The sequence below is a fragment of the Paraburkholderia sp. USG1 genome, from assembly GCF_031570135.1.
Classification (GTDB): Bacteria; Pseudomonadota; Gammaproteobacteria; order Burkholderiales; family Burkholderiaceae; genus Paraburkholderia; species Paraburkholderia dioscoreae.
Genome location: NZ_JAMWXW010000002.1, coordinates 1 through 17,526 on the forward strand (window position 1 = coordinate 1; position 17,526 = coordinate 17,526).

Below are 17,526 nucleotides of genomic sequence, written 5' to 3' on the forward strand. Positions count from 1 at the left end.
GGTTGCACAACCTCCTGCATCACCCCGGTCTCGTCCATCGTGTACATCTGTCCATTTCAAAATTTAGATGGACACGATCCTCGCTCTCGCTCCCCAGCCAATCAAGATGACTTCACCGGGTGCTTACATTTTAGCTAACTGCTAGCGCCGCAACTTTCGTCTTTCGGTGGCTATACGCTCCATACAACTATGGAGCGTGGGGCATGTGGCTGCAGTCTATTGAACGGCGAGACGGAATTTTGAAAGCAAAAGCGATGGTGAACGGAGACTTTGAATGGACGACCCTTGAGGCAACGTGGGAACTCGATACACCCATTGCGCCCAAGAGCAAGATGTCAGGGAAGACGTGCTTCTCACGATGGGAAGCAGTCGACGCCGGAGATTATCTGGATGAGACGGGAATCGAGGTCGACGTCACCGAAAACAAGCATCAGGTGTTCGCCGTCGACTGCAACGGACTCCGCCTCGTGGTACCTGCGATTGTTGTACTCAAAGCGTTGTTCAGGCCAAACGCAACCGTGTTTGACTACCTGTTTCGCCCTTCTGGACTCGACATGCTACTCACTCCTACCGTTGCCAACGGGTCGATGTCTGTTGCGTTGTTGCCCCGAAGGATGCGACAGCATGTCCCGGTCGGCGAGACAACCTTCGCGCGTCTCCAATGGCTGTACTGCTTCCCATCGGCTCGGGCCGCGTTCGACTCAGTTTACAGAAACGCCGCATCCGGGGTATTCGGAGTCAAACTACCGAGTGCACAAGCAGATATATCGGTCGGAGGTCAGCTACGTGGAAATAGATTTTTTGTGTCTGTATTGAACATCAGCACATGCACTCCGCTCGAGTTGCCTTTTGAATGGGCCGGTGAGCAACCGAAGCAATTCCGGCTGACTCGCCGACGCACAGGGGAGCACCTCAACCCTGTACTAGCCGACGTCGAACTCCTCAAAGGGGTCGCTGGCTGGGAGCTTTCAGATGCCGAATGGTCTCGCGTTGAACATCTTTTCCCCGGCGGCTCGAAACTTACGACCGGCAGTCGCGCCCGAAGTTTGGTCGGAGCAATTCTCACAAAACTTGGTACGGGTGCCGGATGGTCTTCGGCGAATTCAAAATTTGGGACGACATCAGCTGTGAGTTCGTTCTATCGCAACTGCCGACGGTCGGGGAGATGGGACGAAGTCGTCACAACATTGATGGAAGCAAGAAAACAGTCCCTGCAACTTGCCGAAAATCTGCAAGGCAACCAAATACCGATTAAAGTGTAAGCTGTCATTCCCCACTCCGTAAAGGACCGCCCATTGGGCGGTCTTTTTTTTGCGTCACTATATGAAACAGGTAGCTTCGCACTCTCCGCGTTGCACCAAAATCCGAGGACATCGACTGTCCGTTAATGGTTTAGCCACAACGCAGGACAACATTGATTGCGACTGCAGGCCAACATTCGTTTGCAACCTCGATTTCGAAGCACGCGCGGCGCAGGCCAGATTGCTTTGCGAGCCGCGCATCATGAATTTTTTACAATCTCTTTACTATCAAGCATTTAACTCGCGCCCCTAGAACAGGTATGGTTTGCGAGCCACCACGCGCTACCGCATGCTCAAAGCAGCGCGACCACCCGCACGTCGCCCTGCTCCGCCGAGGCGACAACCTTCTCGCCGATCCGGCGGAACGTGATCGATACCGAAGCGTCTCCCACCCGGATATCGCCCACTTCGAGCCAGTCGATGCCTTCGGGCAGCATCGGCTGTTCGATCAGCACTTCGCGCCGCTCGGCGTCGATCGTGATGCCGAGACACGCTTCGAGCATCATGAACGGCGAACCTGCGGCCCACGCCTGCGGCAGACACGCGACCGGATAGGCGGTAGGCGGCTCGCCGCGCCGCCGCGGGAACCCGCAGAAGAGTTCAGGCAAACGCATGTCGAAGTTGACCGCCGCCTGGAACAGCGCCTGCAGCAGCCGCACCGCCGCGGCCTTGCCGCCGTAACGCGACAGGCCGCGCGCGCACAGCGCGTTGTCGTGCGGCCAGACCGAGCCGTTGTGATATGCCATCGGATTGAAGCGCGCCTGGCTCGCGGCCAGCGTGCGCACGCCCCAGCCGGTGTGGAACAGCGTGGAGTCGAGCGCGCGCACCACCGATTCGCCGCGCTCGCGCGAGGGCAACCCGAACGCCAGCAGATGGCCGGCATTCGAAGCCATCACGCGGCACAGTTCGCCGTGGCCATCGAGCGCAATGCCGTAGAAGCCGGACTCAGGCATCCAGTATTTTTCTTCGACGCACTGACGGATCTTCTTCGCACGCTCGCTGTATTTCGCGGCCGAATCGTGCAGGCCGCGCACCTTCGCGAAGTGAGCCATCGTGTCGAAAGCGGCGCTCGCATAGGCCTGCACTTCGACGAGCGCAATCGGGCCGTCGGGGAAACGGCCGTCGGCGTGGAATACGGAATCGTGGCTGTCCTTCCAGCCTTGATTCGCCAGGCCGCCGTCCGACTCGCGCTGATAGTCCAGCAGGCCGTAGCGGTTCTTGTCGCACACGCCCGCAACCCACTGCGCCGCGCGCTCGAGCGCCGGCCACAATTCGTCGATCAACGCGCTGTCGCCCGTACGTGCCGCATACGCGCCGGCCAGCACGATAAACAGCGGCGTGGTGTCGACGCCGCCGTAGTACAGCGCGAACGGCACCTCGCCGGTGGCGGCCATTTCGCCCTTGCGCATCTCATGCATGATCTTGCCGGGCGCGGCGTCGCGAAACGGCGAGTTCTCGCGCGCCTGATGTTCCGCGAGAAAACGCAACACGCCCGCCGCCAGTTGCGGCTGCAACCACAGCGTTTGCAGCGATGTGATGACCGCGTCGCGGCCGAATGGCGTCGAGAACCACGGAATGCCGGCGTAGGGATACGGGCCGGTCACGAGGTCCGTGGTCAGCAGGCCCAGATCCGCGAGCGAGCGGTCGATCCATGCATTGAAAAGCGGATTGCTCGAACGCACGCGCGCGGTGGCGCGGCGGCGCTCGCGCATGACCAGGTGAGCGTCGACGAGCGCGGCGCGCACGGCAGCGCGGCCGACGCGCGGGCGCTCCGCGTCGATCTGCGACAGGTGGGCTTCGCTCAACGGATGCGTGGGCTGCGAGACACCGGCGCCAGGGTTGTCCGCGCGCGCGACCACTTGTACGGACACCGACAGATAAATCGACACGCACGCCTGCGCCGGCAGCTTGACGGTGTAGTCGGCGCGGTCGGCGAAGAGTTTGTCCGGTTCCGGCGAGAAGGCGATCTGCACATTGCGCGACACGTCGTCGAGGCCCACATAGCCAAGCAGTACTTCCCGATTTTCGACGCGCGCCGGTTGGACACGGCCCTGCTTGTCGCGCTTCAGGCCGCGCACTTCGAACATGTCGCGAAAGTCGCTGGCAAACGAAATGGAGAGCGGCACCACCGCGTCGCTCGTGCCGTAGTTGGTCAGTTCGATGGCTTCGTTGAGCACGGTGCCCGACAGCACCCGCACACGCTCGACGTGGATCACGCCTTCGGGCGTGCTGTCGCCGCCGAGCGGCGGCAACGGGCGATTGGTCAGATGCGCAGTGAACGAGGTGTTGTCGCTGCTGACGCTGCCCGACAGGAGCGACGGCGCGCGTCCGCCGAAGGTGAGGCGCAGTTGCGAGAGAACACGGGTGTCGTTGACGAACAGGCCGTCGTCGTGGCCGGTGATATCGCCGAGCGGATCGTTGACGATGAAGGTATCGCCCGACTTCAGCACGTGCTGGGTAGCGCTCGCGACGTTGAGGTTTTCCGTGGGGATGAATACGCCGTCCGGCTCGGGTTCGCGGTGGTCGATTCCGCCCGAAAGGCCGCCGAGGGCTTCTGGCTGCTGCATCAGTGTCACTCCTATGGGTTCGCTTCTGCGTTCAGTGTCACATTCGGTTGTGGCGGGTGCTGCCCGGTCGCTTCCGATTGTAGAGGGTCTGTCCGCGTCAGACGAACTTATCACATGGGAGTTTCAGTTTTTTCCGTGGCACAGGACGTGCAGAGGGGGATCGCGCGGCGCTCCTCGTGAGAGCGCCGCGCGGGCGTCAGGCGGCTGTCAGCCGCGACGCTTTACCGCTTCGCGAGCGGCTTCGCTTCGCGTTGCGTCTCGCCCACGAAGAGCTGACGCGGACGGCCGATCTTCTGTTCCGGATCGGCGATCATTTCGTTCCACTGTGCAATCCAGCCGACCGTACGTGCCATCGCGAAGATACACGTGAACATGGCGGTCGGAATGCCCAGTGCGCGCTGCACGATGCCCGAGTAGAAGTCGACGTTCGGGTACAGTTTGCGCGACACGAAGTATTCGTCTTCCAGTGCGATCTTTTCCAGCGCCATTGCCAGCTTGAACAGCGGGTCGTCGTGCAGGCCCAGTTCTTCCAGCACTTCGTGGCAGGTTTCGCGCATCAGCTTCGCACGCGGATCGTAGTTCTTGTAGACGCGGTGACCGAAGCCCATCAGCTTCACGCCCGAATTCTTGTCCTTCACCTGCGCGATGAACTCAGGAATGTTGTCGACCGAGCCGATTTCTTCCAGCATGTTCAGTGCGGCTTCGTTCGCGCCACCGTGCGCCGGACCCCACAGACACGCGATACCGGCCGCGATACACGCGAACGGATTGGCACCCGACGAACCGGCGAGACGCACGGTCGAGGTCGAGGCATTCTGTTCATGGTCGGCGTGCAGGATCAGGATGCGGTCGAGCGCGCGCACCAGCACGTCGTTGACCTTGTACTCTTCCGTCGGATTGGCGAACATCATGCGCATGAAATTCGCGCTGTACGACAGGTCGTTCTTCGGATAAACGAACGGCTGACCCACGGTGTACTTGTACGCCATCGCCACCAGCGTCGGCAGCTTCGCGATCATGCGGATCGCGGAAATTTCGCGGTGCTCCGGATTGCTGATGTCGAGCGAGTCGTGATAGAACGCCGACAACGCGCCGACTGCGGCAACCAGAATCGCCATCGGGTGCGCGTCGCGACGGAAACCGCGGAAGAAGAAGTGCATCTGGTCGTGCACCATCGTGTGCTGCGTGACCGTTTTGACGAACTCTTCCTTCTGCTGCGCGTTCGGCAGTTCGCCCTTGAGCAGCAGATAGCAGGTTTCGAGAAAGTCGGCGTTCTGTGCCAGGTTGTCGATCGGATAACCGCGATACAGCAGTTCGCCCTTATCGCCGTCGATATAGGTGATCGCCGAATTGCATGCCGCCGTGGACATGAAACCCGGGTCGTACGTGAACTTGCCGGTCTGGCCGTACAGCTTGCGGATGTCGATCACATCCGGTCCGAGCGTGCCCTGATAAATCGGCAGATCAATAGTCTGGTCGCTGTCGGAAAAGCTCAGCGTTGCGTGTGTCTTCGAGTTCATCTAACTGTTCCTTTTACTTTCACATCGCACACGTGCCGGCATGCTCGATCGTCGTTGAACGTGTTGGCATGCTCAGGCTCCGATCCGCATTTTAAAGTCCACAGAGCCCGGCATTGCGACGATTGACCGCAACAATCCATCTCGACCAACGCAACATTCGTTGCCTGATTTCCCGCTGAACGCGGTAGAGGTTGCCACAAAACGCGCCCAAACGTCGTACGAGTCGATGTGCCGCACGCCGCTCGCAGCCCGCCAGCCAAATGAAAGCTGGAGCGCTTACTGCAACAATGTTTTGCGGCAGCCGGGCTGCGAAGTCGTGGGTGCATCTGCGATACTGAATCCGTGTTTTGCTTCCCCTGCTAACACATCGCTGTCTTTGGCCCGCCGCTCTGCGGCGGGCTTTTTTAATCAGTCAGAAGAACGGAAGGACCTGATGAACGCTTCTCTCGAAACGCTATTTCCCGATCACGTCCACAGTGACGAAAGCATCGTCACCGCGTTGAATCACCAGGATATCGTCGTCGCGCTGTCGGCGGCGCTGAAAACACAAGACGTGGCGGTATTGCACATGCTCTACCCGCGTACCGACGCGCGCACTCACCGCAGCCTCGATACGCTCGTGAACGTGCTGCATGGTCACGGCCTGCATGAAGTCGCGGATCTGATCGCGCAGGAAGCGCACTATCTGCTGTTCAAAGACCCCGTGAAAGCGTGGAAAGCCTTCCACGAAATTCGCAACGACTCGCTCGCGATCGGCGTGCATCTGTATTACCACGGCCTCGTCGGCGAAGCGGCGGAACACGCGCTCGACAAAGACGCTCATCGCAAGTCGTGAGATCGAACGTCTGATTCGTTGCCGGTGCCGGGCCAGAGCGCGGAGATCGCCGCGAGCGCATGGCGCCTGGCACAAACTCATCGTGCGTGATTGCACGATCATTACGCGGCCATTACGCCCTCACGGAGCGAATGAACTCATCGACGTAGCGATTGAACGCCGACGGATGCGCGAGGTTCATTCCGTGCGACGCACCGCGCACGGTTTCGCGGCGCGCATCGGGCAGCCATGTTTGCAGCGCGGCTGCGGTACGGCGAAACATGTCAGGACTCTTTTCGCCATCGATCAGCAGAACTGGGCAACGCACCTCGGCGGCTTCCTCGGGAACATACGCGGGCAACGGATCGCGGAACTGGCGCGCGAGCGTGTGCGCGTTGTCGGTCGCCATTCTGCGAAAGCCCGGCGTGCTCATTGCCCAGAAGCCGGGCCGGCTAACCGAATCGACGAACAGTTGCAGGCCGGCCTCCACCTCGCCGCTTTCGATCAGTTGCGCCGCTTTCGAGCGCAACGCGTTGACCGTCTCCGGCAGACTCGCGGGCGGACGGCCGGCAATCTGCAACGGGCCGCCCGGATCGGCGAGCGTCAACGTGCGCACGTGTTGCGCATGGCGGCGCGCAAAATGAAACGCCACGCAACCGCCGCGCGAGTGCCCCACTACATGCGCCGGTCCCGCGCCGAATCGCTCGATGAATTCAGCCACTTCGTCTGCATGCTCGCTCCAGCTGAACGGCGAGCCGGGGTCCGTATCGGCCGCCGGCCAGTAATGCGTGAGACTCACAGCGACACAACGGTAATGCTTCGACAAACCCGTGAGTCGCGGTTGCCAATAGCGGTAGTCGCACAGCGAGCCATGCACGAACAGCAACAGCTCGCCCTCGCCGGCTTCCACGTAGGGCATGTGCAAGCCGCTTCGCAATTCAATGAAACGCGATGATGAAGGCGGCGGTGAAATGGAAACGGATCGATTCACGAACGGTTCACGGACAGCGCGGCAACGCGTGATTGCAGCGGCGCCGGCTCGAAATGAAATGGGGAAAACAGGTGCGCAAACGTCCCTAAGATTGGGACGCGAGGCGTATTGTCACACAGCCGCTCGATCCGCGTGGCGGCCCGGTTCAACGGCCGGCTCGGTGCATTGCCGTGGCACCAGCGCGGCAGATCCGGCGCGGGCTCATTCGTAAGCGAGTTCGTCCAGCAGACCGGCTGCGGCCGCCATGCCGGCGCCGCGCACCGCGCACGTGAGCGGTTCGTCGGCAATGCGCACTTCGAGGCCGATCTCGCTCGTCAGGCGACGGCTCAGGTTGCCGAGCAGCGCACCGCCTCCCGTCAGCACGATGCCGTTATTGGCGATGTCGGTCACCAGTTCGGCCGGCGCCGTCTCGAGCCCGCGCTTCACCGCGCCGATCACCTGGCGCAGCGGCCCTTCGATCGCATCGGCGATATCGTGGTTGCTCAGCTGAACCGTGCGCGGCAAACCGTCGTCGACGCTGCGGCCGGTCGCGTTCATATGCTCGCGCGGCACGTCGCGCACGGCCGAGCCGATATTCTTCTTGACGTGTTCAGCGGTCTGTTCGCCGAGCAGCACGCCGTACAGATTGCGCACGTAGCTCACAATCGCCATGTCGAAGCTGTCTCCGCCCACGCGGATCGAGCCGTTATACGCCATGCCGCCGAGCGCGATCACGCCGACCTCCGTCGTGCCTCCGCCGATATCGACCACCATCGAACCAATCGCCTCGGACACCGGCAGACCCGCGCCGACCGCCGAGGCCAGCGACTCGCCGATCAGGCTCACCTTCCACGCGCCGGCCGCCACGGCCGCTTCCTTGATCGCGCGACGCTCGACCTGGGTCGCGCCCGCCGGCACGCACAACGTGAACGCAGCGCGGCGGCTGAAGAACGGCCGCGGCCGCGCCATGTCGACAAATTGCCGGATCATGTGCTCGGCGGCGGAGAAGTTGGCGATCACGCCGTGGCGCATGGGCCGCACGGCTTCGAGGTTGGCCGGCTCACGGCCCAGAAGCTGGCGCGCCTGGGTGCCCACGGCCGTGACGCGCTTCGGCCGGTCGGCGGCCTCTTTCTGGAAACACACCACGGACGGCTGGTTCAGCACGATGCCGCCGTCGTCGGTATAGATAAGGGTATTGGCCGTGCCGAGGTCCACCGTCACGGATTGGCGGAACAAGCGATCGAAAAACGGGTAATACGGCGTCGGTCTGGCCATAGGAAGGCTCTGATGTGTCGTTATCCGCCCGTACCGGGCAGTCTGGAAAATGCGCCCCCGGTCACCCGAGCCGCTTGGTACGCCCGCAGGCAGCCCCCTTTGGAGGGGACGCCCTGCTGGACATTGCGCGGTCCGCGCGGCGGGGGTGATTTTCATGCTAATGAGCAGTTAACGGCAAGCAGATCAAATTCTTTAGGGCCGCTTTTCAATCAGAGCCGTGTCAGCCGCGCGACAAAGCGCCGAGCGCGTGTTCCAGCGCCTCCTGGCCGAGTGCGACGCCGTCGGCGTTGATGGTATGTCCAATGCCGGGCAGTGCGTAGGCGTCCACGGTATAGCCCGCGTTACTGAACGCGTCGGCGGCGTATTCGAGTTCCTGCACCGGAATCACTTCGTCGTCTTCGCCGTGGATCAGCGTGAGCGGCGTGCCGTTCTGCGCGACGATCACCGAGGCAAGCCGCCCCGAGTACGCGACCACGCCGGCCGCGCCTTCCGCACTGGTCGCCGCGTGGTGCATCGCCATGATCGAACCTTGCGAGAAACCGACCAGCGCAAGGCGCCCGAAAGGCAGCTGCCAGTGCGCGAGCTCGACTTCGAGCATGCGCCGCAACGCCGGATAGGCCGCGGCCACGCGTGCCTCGCGATTGCCTTCGTTGACGTCGCGCAGGCTGAACCACTGGCGTCCGCCGAAGCCGCCGTCGAACGCATCGGTGCCGTCGAGCGAGGTGAACGCCACGTTCGGCAGGCTTTCGCTCCAGATGTCCGCGAGCGGCATCAGATCGCGCGCATTGCTGCCGACGCCGTGCATCAGCACCACCAGACCTTTGGCAGGCGCAGCCGCCGGTGCGCGCCGCCAGCCGTGTTCGAATTGTTCCCAACCCATATCGTTTCCTTCTCTTCGTTGATTCGTAGTGGATATTTCCGCCTGCGTGCGGCCTCAGCCGCGAGCATACGCTGCCGGATTTGTTTTCGCCCCGCGGTTTACCGGCACCGATGACGCCCAAACGCGAATACAGGTATGCTTTTGCGAGCATTCATCGGACCTGCGGCCGCACGCATCGCGCGGGCACGAATAAACATCCACGCAGCATATGCGCAGCACACCGATCCGGAGAACCGTTTGAGCCAGCCCACCTCCGCGCCTGCTTCGGGGCCGCCCGCACCACCGCCGCCGCTGAAGGGCGGCCAACTGGTTCTGGCCACGATTGCCGTCGCGCTCGCCACTTTCATGAACGTGCTCGACACGTCGATCGCGAACGTTGCGATCCCAACCATTTCGGGCAACCTCGGCGTTTCAGTCGACGAAGGCACGTGGGTCATCACGGTATTCGCGGCGGCCAATGCCGTGTCGATTCCGCTCACCGGCTGGCTCACGCAACGCATCGGCCAGATCAAGCTTTTTGTCGGCGCGATTCTGATGTTCGTGCTGGCGTCCTGGTTATGCGGCATCGCGCCGACACTGCCGATCCTGCTGCTCGCGCGGATCTTCCAGGGTGCCGTGGCCGGCCCGCTGATTCCGCTGTCGCAAGCCATTCTGCTCGGCTCGTATCCGAAGGAAAAATCCTCCACCGCGCTCGCCTTATGGGCGATGACGGCAACCGTCGGCCCGATTGCGGGCCCGGCGCTCGGCGGCTGGATCACCGACAGTTACAGCTGGTCGTGGATCTTCTACATCAACATTCCCGTCGGCATTTTCGCGGCCGGCGTCACATGGATGATCTACCGCACCCGCGAGTCGCCAACCCGCAAGCCGCCCATCGACGTGGTCGGACTCGGCCTGCTGATCACGTGGGTCGCCTCGCTGCAGATCATGCTCGACAAGGGCAAAGACCTCGACTGGTTCGCCTCGCCTGTGATCGTGATTCTCGGCATCACCGCGCTCGTGAGCTTCTCGTTCTTTCTCGTGTGGGAATTGACCGAGGAACATCCGATCGTCGACTTGCGGCTCTTCCAGCAGCGCAATTTTCTCGGCGGCACGATTGCCATTTCAGTCGCGTATGGCGTGTTTTTCGGCAATCTCGTGCTTCTGCCGCAATGGATGCAGGAGTACCTGAACTACCGTTCCGTCGATGCCGGTCTCGTGACCGCGCCGCTCGGCGTGTTCGCGGTGCTGCTCGCACCGGTCATGGGCCGCGTGCTGCCGCGCTCGGATGCGCGCGTGATCGCCACGCTTGCGTTCATCGGCTTTGCGATCGTGTTCTACATGCGCTCGAAATACGTGATCGAAATCGACACGTGGCACCTGGTGCTACCCACGCTGCTGCAAGGCATTCCGATGGCGCTGTTCTTCGTGCCGCTGACTTCGATCATTCTGTCCGGCCAGCCGCCGAGCAAGATTCCCGCGGCGGCGGGCCTGTCCAATTTTGCCCGGGTGTTCTGCGGCGCGGTGGGCACCTCGATCGCCGGCAACGAGTGGAACAACCGCACGGTGCTGCATCACGAACGGCTCACCGAGCAGGCCTCCATCAACAACCCCGCGTTCAATCAGCAGATCGATTCGACCCAGTCGCTGCTGCATCTGAATCCGCAATCGGCACATGCGTTGTTCGATTTCACCGTGAACACGCAGGCGGCCATGATGGGCCTGAACGATATTTTCTTTATCTCGGCGGTCATCTTCATTCTGATCATTCCGCTTATCTGGATCACGCGGCCGGCCAAGGGCGGCGGCGGCCCGGACGCAGCGGGCGCGCATTGACAACGGCGGCAATGGCATGGCGCTAGCGGAAATAACGGGCGGGCGTGTCGCCGAATGCGTCCCGAAACACCGCGATAAAGGAAGACACGTCGCTGTATCCCACCTCGGGCGCCACCTGCGTGACGCTCGCGCCCGCGCCAAGGCGCTCCACCGCGACCAGCAGGCGAAGCTGCTGACGCCACTGCCCAAAGGTGAGTCCCGTTTCCTTGACGAACAGGCGCGCCGCCGTGCGAGCCGTCACGCCGGCGGCCGCAGCCAGGTCTTCGAGTACTGCGGAGTCCGGCGGGTTCGTGCTCAGCGCATCGGCGATGCGCAGGGCACGCGGATCGCGCGGCCAGTTCAGCCCTAGCGGTGCGACAGGCAGACCCGGCAGGCGGTCCAGCAATACCTGCACGAGACGCGCGGCCGGTTCGTCGAACGGTTTGGCGTGCGGCAGATCGGCCGCGGCGCTCAGTAAAGCTGCCACCAGTCGATCCGGCACGATGGCGATGCTGCGGAGCGGCAGCGGCACGGCATCTACGCCGGCATAAAGCGAGCAGAACTGAACGGGGCCGGTTGCGGACAAGCGGTGCAGCGTGCCGGCGGGTATCCATACCGCGTGCCCCGGCGGCACGACCCAGCGCTCGGTTTCCGTGCGCACGATCAGCACGCCGGCGCTCGCGTGGATCAGCCGTGCGCGACGATAGGCGCCCAAAGGTTCGTCCAGCGTCTCGTGGTGCTCACCGATCACGAAGGCTGGTTGCTCGACGCCGTCTGGATCGACAGTCTCCATCATGGTGTCCGTTTTGCCCGGTTGGTGCCGGAAAGGCAGCAAGATTAGCATAGCCGGAACGAGGCGCCGGCCGGGCACCGGATCGTGGAGGATCGTGCCGGAACACGCCGCGTTGCGACGTGGCGCATAAACAAATCGCTTCGGCTTGCCGCTAAAATCCCGGCTTCAACGGACCGCGCCTCCTCAATGAACTACGCATCCATCCTCGAACAGATCCACGGTGATCTCCAGCCTTATCTGGGCTCCGGCAAGGTCGCCGATTACATTCCCGAACTCGCCAGAGTGCCCGACGACAGTTTCGGCATGGCGATCGTCACGGCATCGGGCGAGGTGTTCCGCACCGGCGAGGCCGACACGCGCTTCTCCATTCAGAGCATTTCCAAGCTGTTCGCCTGCACGATGGCGTTCCGCCTGCTCGGCGACGCGTTGTGGCAGCGCGTGGGGCGCGAGCCGTCCGGCAATGCCTTCAACTCGCTGGTTCAGCTCGAGGCGGAACAGGGCAAACCGCGCAATCCGTTCATCAACGCGGGCGCGCTGGTCGTCACCGACGTGCTGTGCCGCCGTTTCGTGCAGGCGGAGACGGCGCTGGTCGAATTCATGCGACGGCTCACGGGCGAAGCAAGCATCGACTACGACTCGCGCGTCGCGCAATCTGAATTGCAGCACGCGCACCGTAACCGCGCAATGGCGCATTTCATGGCGAGCTTCGGCAACATGGAGATGCCGCCGGAAGTGGTGGTCGACGCTTATTGCCGTCAATGCGCGATCTCGATGAGCTGTGTCGAGTTGGCGAAAGCGGCGCTGTTCCTGACCAATCACGGCGTGATACCGGCCACCGGAGAACGGATTCTCGACACGAGTTCGGCCAAGCGTCTTTCCGCGTTGATGCTGACCTGCGGCACCTATGACGCGGCGGGCGATTTCGTCTACCGCGTCGGCTTGCCGGCGAAGAGCGGCGTGGGCGGCGGGATCGTTGCCGTGCTGCCGGGCGAGATGGCGGTATGCGTGTGGTCGCCGGGGCTGGACGGCAATGGTAATTCGCTGGCGGGTGTGCTGGCGTTGGAGTGGTTGACGACCTGCACGGGGCAGTCGATTTTTTGACTGCCGCCAATGCGGGCGGCTTCGCGGGTTATTTCTCTCGGGCGCGGGGGTAACCGGCGCTGACTCTTTCCCGCGGCAGAAGTCGATCTGATAAGGGCGTTCATTGCGTCGTCTTGCCAACGGCCATTCACAAGGTGCAGCAGGCCGTTGGCGAACGCAATATCCCGCCAGGCGGCACGCCGTCTGTTGCGGTCTCGCGCGATCTCAGGCCGATTCAGGCTGATTCATGAAGCCTGAGCCAACATCGAAGCCGAGGGCCGTCGACGCGATCATGATCCAGGCCTGGCAGCTTCGACTCACGTAGCTACCGGAACGCCGGACGAGTGCGAGTTCGTAGGAAAGCCTGGGATAGGTGAGCGGGATCGCGACCAGCTCCGGCGACGCAATCCTGTTCCAAAGCGTTTGTGGAAAGATAGTCACGCCCATCCCCGAGCGGACCATTGCAATCACGAGGTCCAGGTGACTGCTGCGGCCTGCGGTCCTTGGTGCGAATCCATGAACACCGCAAGCGCTGCGGATCAGGTCGTTGATTCTGAAATCCTCCGTGAACGTCACAAATGATTCCGCAATGAACTCAACGCAGCTTATTCGGCGGACGGATATGCGCGCATCCACGGCGTGGCGGCGCTCAGCACCACCTACGGCGTCGGTGAACTGAGTGCAATCAACGGAATCGCCGGCTCGTTCGCAGAATTTCTGCCCGTATTTCATCTGGTCGGCATGCCGGCTAGCAACGTGCAGAAAGCGCGCCGACTCGTCCACCATACACTGGGCAACGGCGAATTCGACATCTTCTATGACATGGCCGCGCCGGTTGTTTGCGCGCGCGCCATTGTGACTCCCGAGAACTGTATCGCGGAAACTGGGCGCCTGATCGCCGCCGCTCTGCAAGAGCGCCGACCAGTCTACCTGGGCTTTCCTTCGGATTACGCAAATATGCCGGTCGTCGATACGGTCGTACCCGCTGCCGATCACCGGGCCAGTCCCGCGACCGATCCCGCCTTGCTGAATGCGGCGGTTACAGCGATCGTCGATGCATTGGGTTCAAGCAGGACGGCGTGCATTGTCCCGGGGATTCTCGTATCGCGGGCCGGACTCGCAGACAAGGCACTGGCCGTCGTCAACGCTTCCAACCTCCCTTTCACGACGATGTTCATGGACAAATGCGTCCTCGACGAGTCGCACCCGAACTACATCGGCATGTATGACGGCAAGCTGATGAACGAACGGGTGTGCGCCTTTGTGGAGGGATGCGATTGCGTGATGGGCATCGGCGCCATGCTGACCGACTTCAACTCCGGTTCATTCACCGCGCGGATCGACCGCTCGAAGAGCATCAATATCATGCCCCGCGCGGTTCGCGTCGGCAACGCGTCCTACGACAATGTGCGCATGGAAGACGTGCTGACCGAACTGGCCCGGAGAATTCCCCGCAAGGAGGTGCCTGCGCCGGCAGTGCAAGGACAGGAAGCACCCGTCGGCAATCTTGACGGTCCGGTCACCGCCGGGTATCTCTATCCGCGGTGGCAACAGATGTTAAAGCCGAACGATATTGTGATCGCCGAGACGGGAACGACATCAATGGGACTCGGTTTTGCTCACATGCCCAAGGGAGCGACCTTCCAGAACCAGACGCTATGGGGTGCAATCGGGTGGGCGACGCCGGCGGCATTCGGCGCCGCGATCGCCGCCCCTCATCGCAGAACCATTCTGATTACCGGCGAAGGATCTCATCAACTCACCGCGCAAGAGATTAGCCAGTTTCATCGATTCGGTCTTAAACCGATCATCTTTGTATTGAACAACGATGGCTACCTCATCGAGAGGCTGCTTTGCAAAAACCCCGAGTCGTACTACAACGACCTGGCACAATGGAACTACTCGAAACTTCCGGAGGCAATGGGTTGTGATGGCTGGTTCACCGCACGCGTGACAACGTGCGCAGAACTCGATCAGGCTATCGCCACGGCTGAATCATGCGGCACCGGGGCCTACATCGAGGTAATCGCAGGCCGATATGAAGCGTCGCCGCTTTCGATGAAGCTCCACCAGTCAGTCGATACGCTCTATTCCGCGTAGTGCTTAGTATGGCACTTTGCCCTTGCGGCACGATCCTTCCAGCGCGGCCGGTCACACCGATCGGCTGCAGCGGCCGAATTTCGCATCCCGCCGAAAGTCATCGAATGGGCATGCAGCGGCCTTCAACAGAAGTTCGCACTTGCCCGCAGTGGACACTGGCCGCGGGCCGCCGTCGCAGATGACCTGCCCCGCGTTCGTTCATGCCGGCGACATGGTTACAGTGTTTGATCCGGCCGTTGTTCGATTACCCCAAACCAGCCCATACCGCGATAAGTCTCATAGCCGGGCGTCAGAGCATATCCGACAAGCGATCCCGCAGCCGTACGGTAAGTTCCGATATCGGCGGTATTCGGCGGCAGGTCGAAACGCATATTTTCGCGGCCCGCTGTTGCGGAGGAAGCGATCACCCGGCCGCTTGCGTCAATGATCATGCAGCGCGTCCGGTCCCGTTCCCCGGCGGTCAACCGGACGCTATTGACGACAGTCGACGCCTGCTTGGCCCAATCGAAGAACACGGCCAGAACGCCGACGACCTTTCCGTTACTCGCTCCGCCCTCCCGAACCGCCGTCGCGTAGGTGGCAACCTGCGCGCCGCTCAATTCCGCGGCGATGTCCACGTTGGCGGTTGCGTACTCATCGCCGGACCGCGTGGCGAGCGCCGCAGCGAACCAGTCATGCTGGACCGCGTTCACTGTGTCCACGACCGGAAATAGCGAAGGTCTTCCGTTTGCAACGACGCGACCCTCGGTATCCAACACCCAGATGTCGAGGTAAACCGTGTAACTATCCAGGATGACCGACAGTCGCTCTGCCGCATGCGCGGCAGCCGACTCCGAATCGCTTGTCATGCAATCGACAACCGCTGTATCGGTTGCCCACCAACGCACGTCGCATGAGCGTTCGTAGAGGTTGCGGTCAATCACGTCTATCATGTTCAACGCAAGGTCGGTCAGGCGTTGGCCCTGCTGTCGCTCGAGTTCCGTCACCATACGTTCACTGAGGCCGGCCAATTCCTTACCGAGTTCGCCGGTAAGTTGTCCGATCCGACCGGACACGTTCTTGACCTGGTTGGCGACGACCGCAAAGCCGCGCCCGGCTTCTCCGGCCCGAGCAGCTTCGATCAAGGCGTTGATGGCCAGATAGGTCGCCTCACGGTTGATCATGTCGATATCGGCGATCTTATCCCTCGATATCTTGCGCACTTCGCGGGTCAGTTCGGCGATGATCGCGCCTTCTGACGATTGACGTGGTTTGGCCTGCTCTACGGACATCTTATGTATCCCAGTTGCATGCGAGGCATGGGCGCTCGTGGCTGCCCTGCCGGTTCGGAGAGTTAATCCGGATTAACGGCATTCGAAACGCATTTCTTAAGGACAAAAAGCTAATAAGCTGGAGATTTTATGCGCCATTTTCGTGCGCACCGATGCTGTGCGTTTTCTGTCGTCAATTGTGCCGACCGAGACATGACGTGCAGCCCCGCCACCCGATATCGAAAGCTTGCCCCGCCCTCCATGTCACTAATTTGCCTTACTAATAAACGTTGAACAAATCATTCCTTAGACTAGACTGATCAACAACTTCTGCGCACGTTTTCATTCCCACCATGCGGAGCGGACAATGAGCCGATCCATACGCCATGTATTTTGCAATGCAAACCATCTTCGCCGCACGCTAACTGTTTTCACTCTGTTTACAGCCGCCGCATTCCAGCCGGCCGCAGCCCAAAGCCATCACATCGTCGACCTCGGCACGCTCCCAGGCGGCGATATCAGCCAGGCTCCCGCGCTCAACGAGCGCGGCCAGGCTGTCGGTTATTCGACCCTCGCGAGCGGCGACCAGCACGCCACGCTGTATGAGAACGGCAAGGCAATCGACCTGGGTACGCTCGGCGGCACCGTAGGCGCCGCTTACGGGATCAACAGTCGTGGCCAGATAGTCGGTTCGTCGACCACCGCAAGCGGAAGCATGCACGCCTTTCTGTTCGAGCGCGGCGTGATGAAAGACCTGGGTACGCTCCCCGGCGGTGGCAGCAGCGCCGCTTATGGGATCAACGATCGTGGCCAGATAGTTGGCTCGTCGACTGCCGCGAGCGGGTACGCACATGCCTTTCTGTTCGAGCACGGCGTGATGAAAGACCTCGGCATGCTCCCCGGCGGCAACCAGAGTATTGCTCAAGGGATCAACAATCGCGGTCAGATCGCCGGTTACTCCGCGACAGCCTACTCTCCGTGGCACGCTGTTCTCTGGAGGCCAGAACGGTGACGGCCTGGCCGGTCAGAGCCCAGGTCGCTTGATGACCGAAGCTCCTGCCGCCCGCGCGCACATTCTTCGATCGGCAACGCCCTCACGTGATCGCATATTAATTGCGCGCCGCAACTTCGGTTTTTCCAATCCAGCGGATTGAAATTCAATTATTATTTCAGCACCAATCC

Annotated in this window: 14 protein-coding genes and 1 pseudogene; 7 read left to right on the forward strand and 8 right to left on the reverse strand. The window is 61.7% G+C overall.

Annotated elements, in window-relative coordinates; translation table 11 throughout:
* Positions 1-203 precede the first annotated feature (203 nt).
* Positions 204-1,262, forward strand: coding sequence for a transposase (locus NE850_RS02460; RefSeq protein ID WP_310698408.1), 1,059 nt, complete (start codon positions 204-206; stop codon positions 1,260-1,262).
* 332 nt (positions 1,263-1,594) lie between these two features.
* On the opposite strand, the gene NE850_RS02465 is transcribed toward NE850_RS02460, so the two are convergent.
* Both NE850_RS02465 and gltA read right to left on the reverse strand, forming a co-directional pair.
* Entirely contained in the window at positions 1,595-3,868 is a 2,274-nt protein-coding gene (locus tag NE850_RS02465; protein ID WP_007177541.1) for an amylo-alpha-1,6-glucosidase, read from the reverse strand.
* Positions 3,869-4,089: 221 nt separating this feature from the next.
* Positions 4,090-5,388, reverse strand: coding sequence for a citrate synthase (gene gltA, locus NE850_RS02470; protein WP_165188543.1), 1,299 nt, complete (start codon positions 5,386-5,388; stop codon positions 4,090-4,092).
* 433 nt (positions 5,389-5,821) lie between these two features.
* On the opposite strand from gltA, the gene NE850_RS02475 reads away from it, so the two are divergent.
* Entirely contained in the window at positions 5,822-6,223 is a 402-nt protein-coding gene (locus NE850_RS02475; protein ID WP_007177543.1) for a hypothetical protein, read from the forward strand.
* 112 nt (positions 6,224-6,335) lie between these two features.
* On the opposite strand, the gene NE850_RS02480 is transcribed toward NE850_RS02475, so the two are convergent.
* The 3 genes from NE850_RS02480 to NE850_RS02490 all read right to left on the reverse strand — a co-directional run bounded on the left by NE850_RS02480 (position 6,336) and on the right by NE850_RS02490 (position 9,327).
* A complete protein-coding gene (locus NE850_RS02480) occupies positions 6,336-7,121 on the reverse strand; it encodes an alpha/beta hydrolase (protein ID WP_310698409.1) in 786 nt (261 codons plus the stop codon).
* A gap of 273 nt (positions 7,122-7,394) precedes the next feature.
* Positions 7,395-8,447, reverse strand: a complete 1,053-nt coding sequence (locus NE850_RS02485; protein WP_007177545.1) for a rod shape-determining protein — start codon at positions 8,445-8,447, stop codon at positions 7,395-7,397.
* Positions 8,448-8,667: 220 nt separating this feature from the next.
* The gene (locus NE850_RS02490) at positions 8,668-9,327 is read right to left on the reverse strand and encodes a dienelactone hydrolase family protein (protein WP_310698410.1); all 660 of its coding nucleotides are present in this window, start codon (positions 9,325-9,327) and stop codon (positions 8,668-8,670) included.
* Between the two features lie 237 nt (positions 9,328-9,564).
* On the opposite strand from NE850_RS02490, the gene NE850_RS02495 reads away from it, so the two are divergent.
* Positions 9,565-11,142: a DHA2 family efflux MFS transporter permease subunit gene (locus NE850_RS02495; protein WP_310698411.1), complete on the forward strand. Its 1,578-nt coding sequence runs from the start codon at positions 9,565-9,567 to the stop codon at positions 11,140-11,142.
* Positions 11,143-11,164: 22 nt separating this feature from the next.
* Here NE850_RS02495 and NE850_RS02500 read toward each other — a convergent pair whose 3' ends face one another.
* Complete coding sequence (locus tag NE850_RS02500; RefSeq protein ID WP_035517231.1) at positions 11,165-11,917, reverse strand: helix-turn-helix domain-containing protein; 753 nt, start codon at positions 11,915-11,917, stop codon at positions 11,165-11,167.
* A gap of 183 nt (positions 11,918-12,100) precedes the next feature.
* Between NE850_RS02500 and NE850_RS02505 the strand changes: the two genes are divergently transcribed.
* On the forward strand, positions 12,101-13,015 hold the full coding sequence (locus NE850_RS02505; RefSeq protein WP_007177549.1) for a glutaminase: 915 nt from the start codon (positions 12,101-12,103) through the stop codon (positions 13,013-13,015).
* A gap of 204 nt (positions 13,016-13,219) precedes the next feature.
* On the opposite strand, the gene NE850_RS02510 is transcribed toward NE850_RS02505, so the two are convergent.
* Positions 13,220-13,630 (reverse strand): LysR substrate-binding domain-containing protein, encoded by a 411-nt coding sequence (locus NE850_RS02510; RefSeq protein ID WP_269739913.1) that lies wholly within the window; start codon positions 13,628-13,630, stop codon positions 13,220-13,222.
* On the opposite strand from NE850_RS02510, the pseudogene NE850_RS39385 reads away from it, so the two are divergent.
* Together NE850_RS39385 and NE850_RS39390 are read left to right on the forward strand one after the other, a co-directional pair.
* Positions 13,589-13,747: pseudogene (locus tag NE850_RS39385) on the forward strand (thiamine pyrophosphate-binding protein); the annotation flags it as partial. The gene NE850_RS02510 and the pseudogene NE850_RS39385 overlap by 42 nt on opposite strands.
* 204 nt (positions 13,748-13,951) lie before the next feature.
* Entirely contained in the window at positions 13,952-15,094 is a 1,143-nt protein-coding gene (locus tag NE850_RS39390; protein WP_405044794.1) for a thiamine pyrophosphate-dependent enzyme, read from the forward strand.
* 215 nt (positions 15,095-15,309) lie between these two features.
* Here the strand turns inward: NE850_RS39390 and NE850_RS02525 are convergent, their stop codons facing one another.
* Positions 15,310-16,365, reverse strand: coding sequence for a cache domain-containing protein (locus NE850_RS02525; protein ID WP_007177551.1), 1,056 nt, complete (start codon positions 16,363-16,365; stop codon positions 15,310-15,312).
* Positions 16,366-16,711: 346 nt separating this feature from the next.
* Here NE850_RS02525 and NE850_RS02530 point away from each other — a divergent pair, with 346 nt between their 5' ends.
* Positions 16,712-17,356: an HAF repeat-containing protein gene (locus NE850_RS02530; RefSeq protein WP_007177552.1), complete on the forward strand. Its 645-nt coding sequence runs from the start codon at positions 16,712-16,714 to the stop codon at positions 17,354-17,356.
* Positions 17,357-17,526 lie beyond the last annotated feature (170 nt).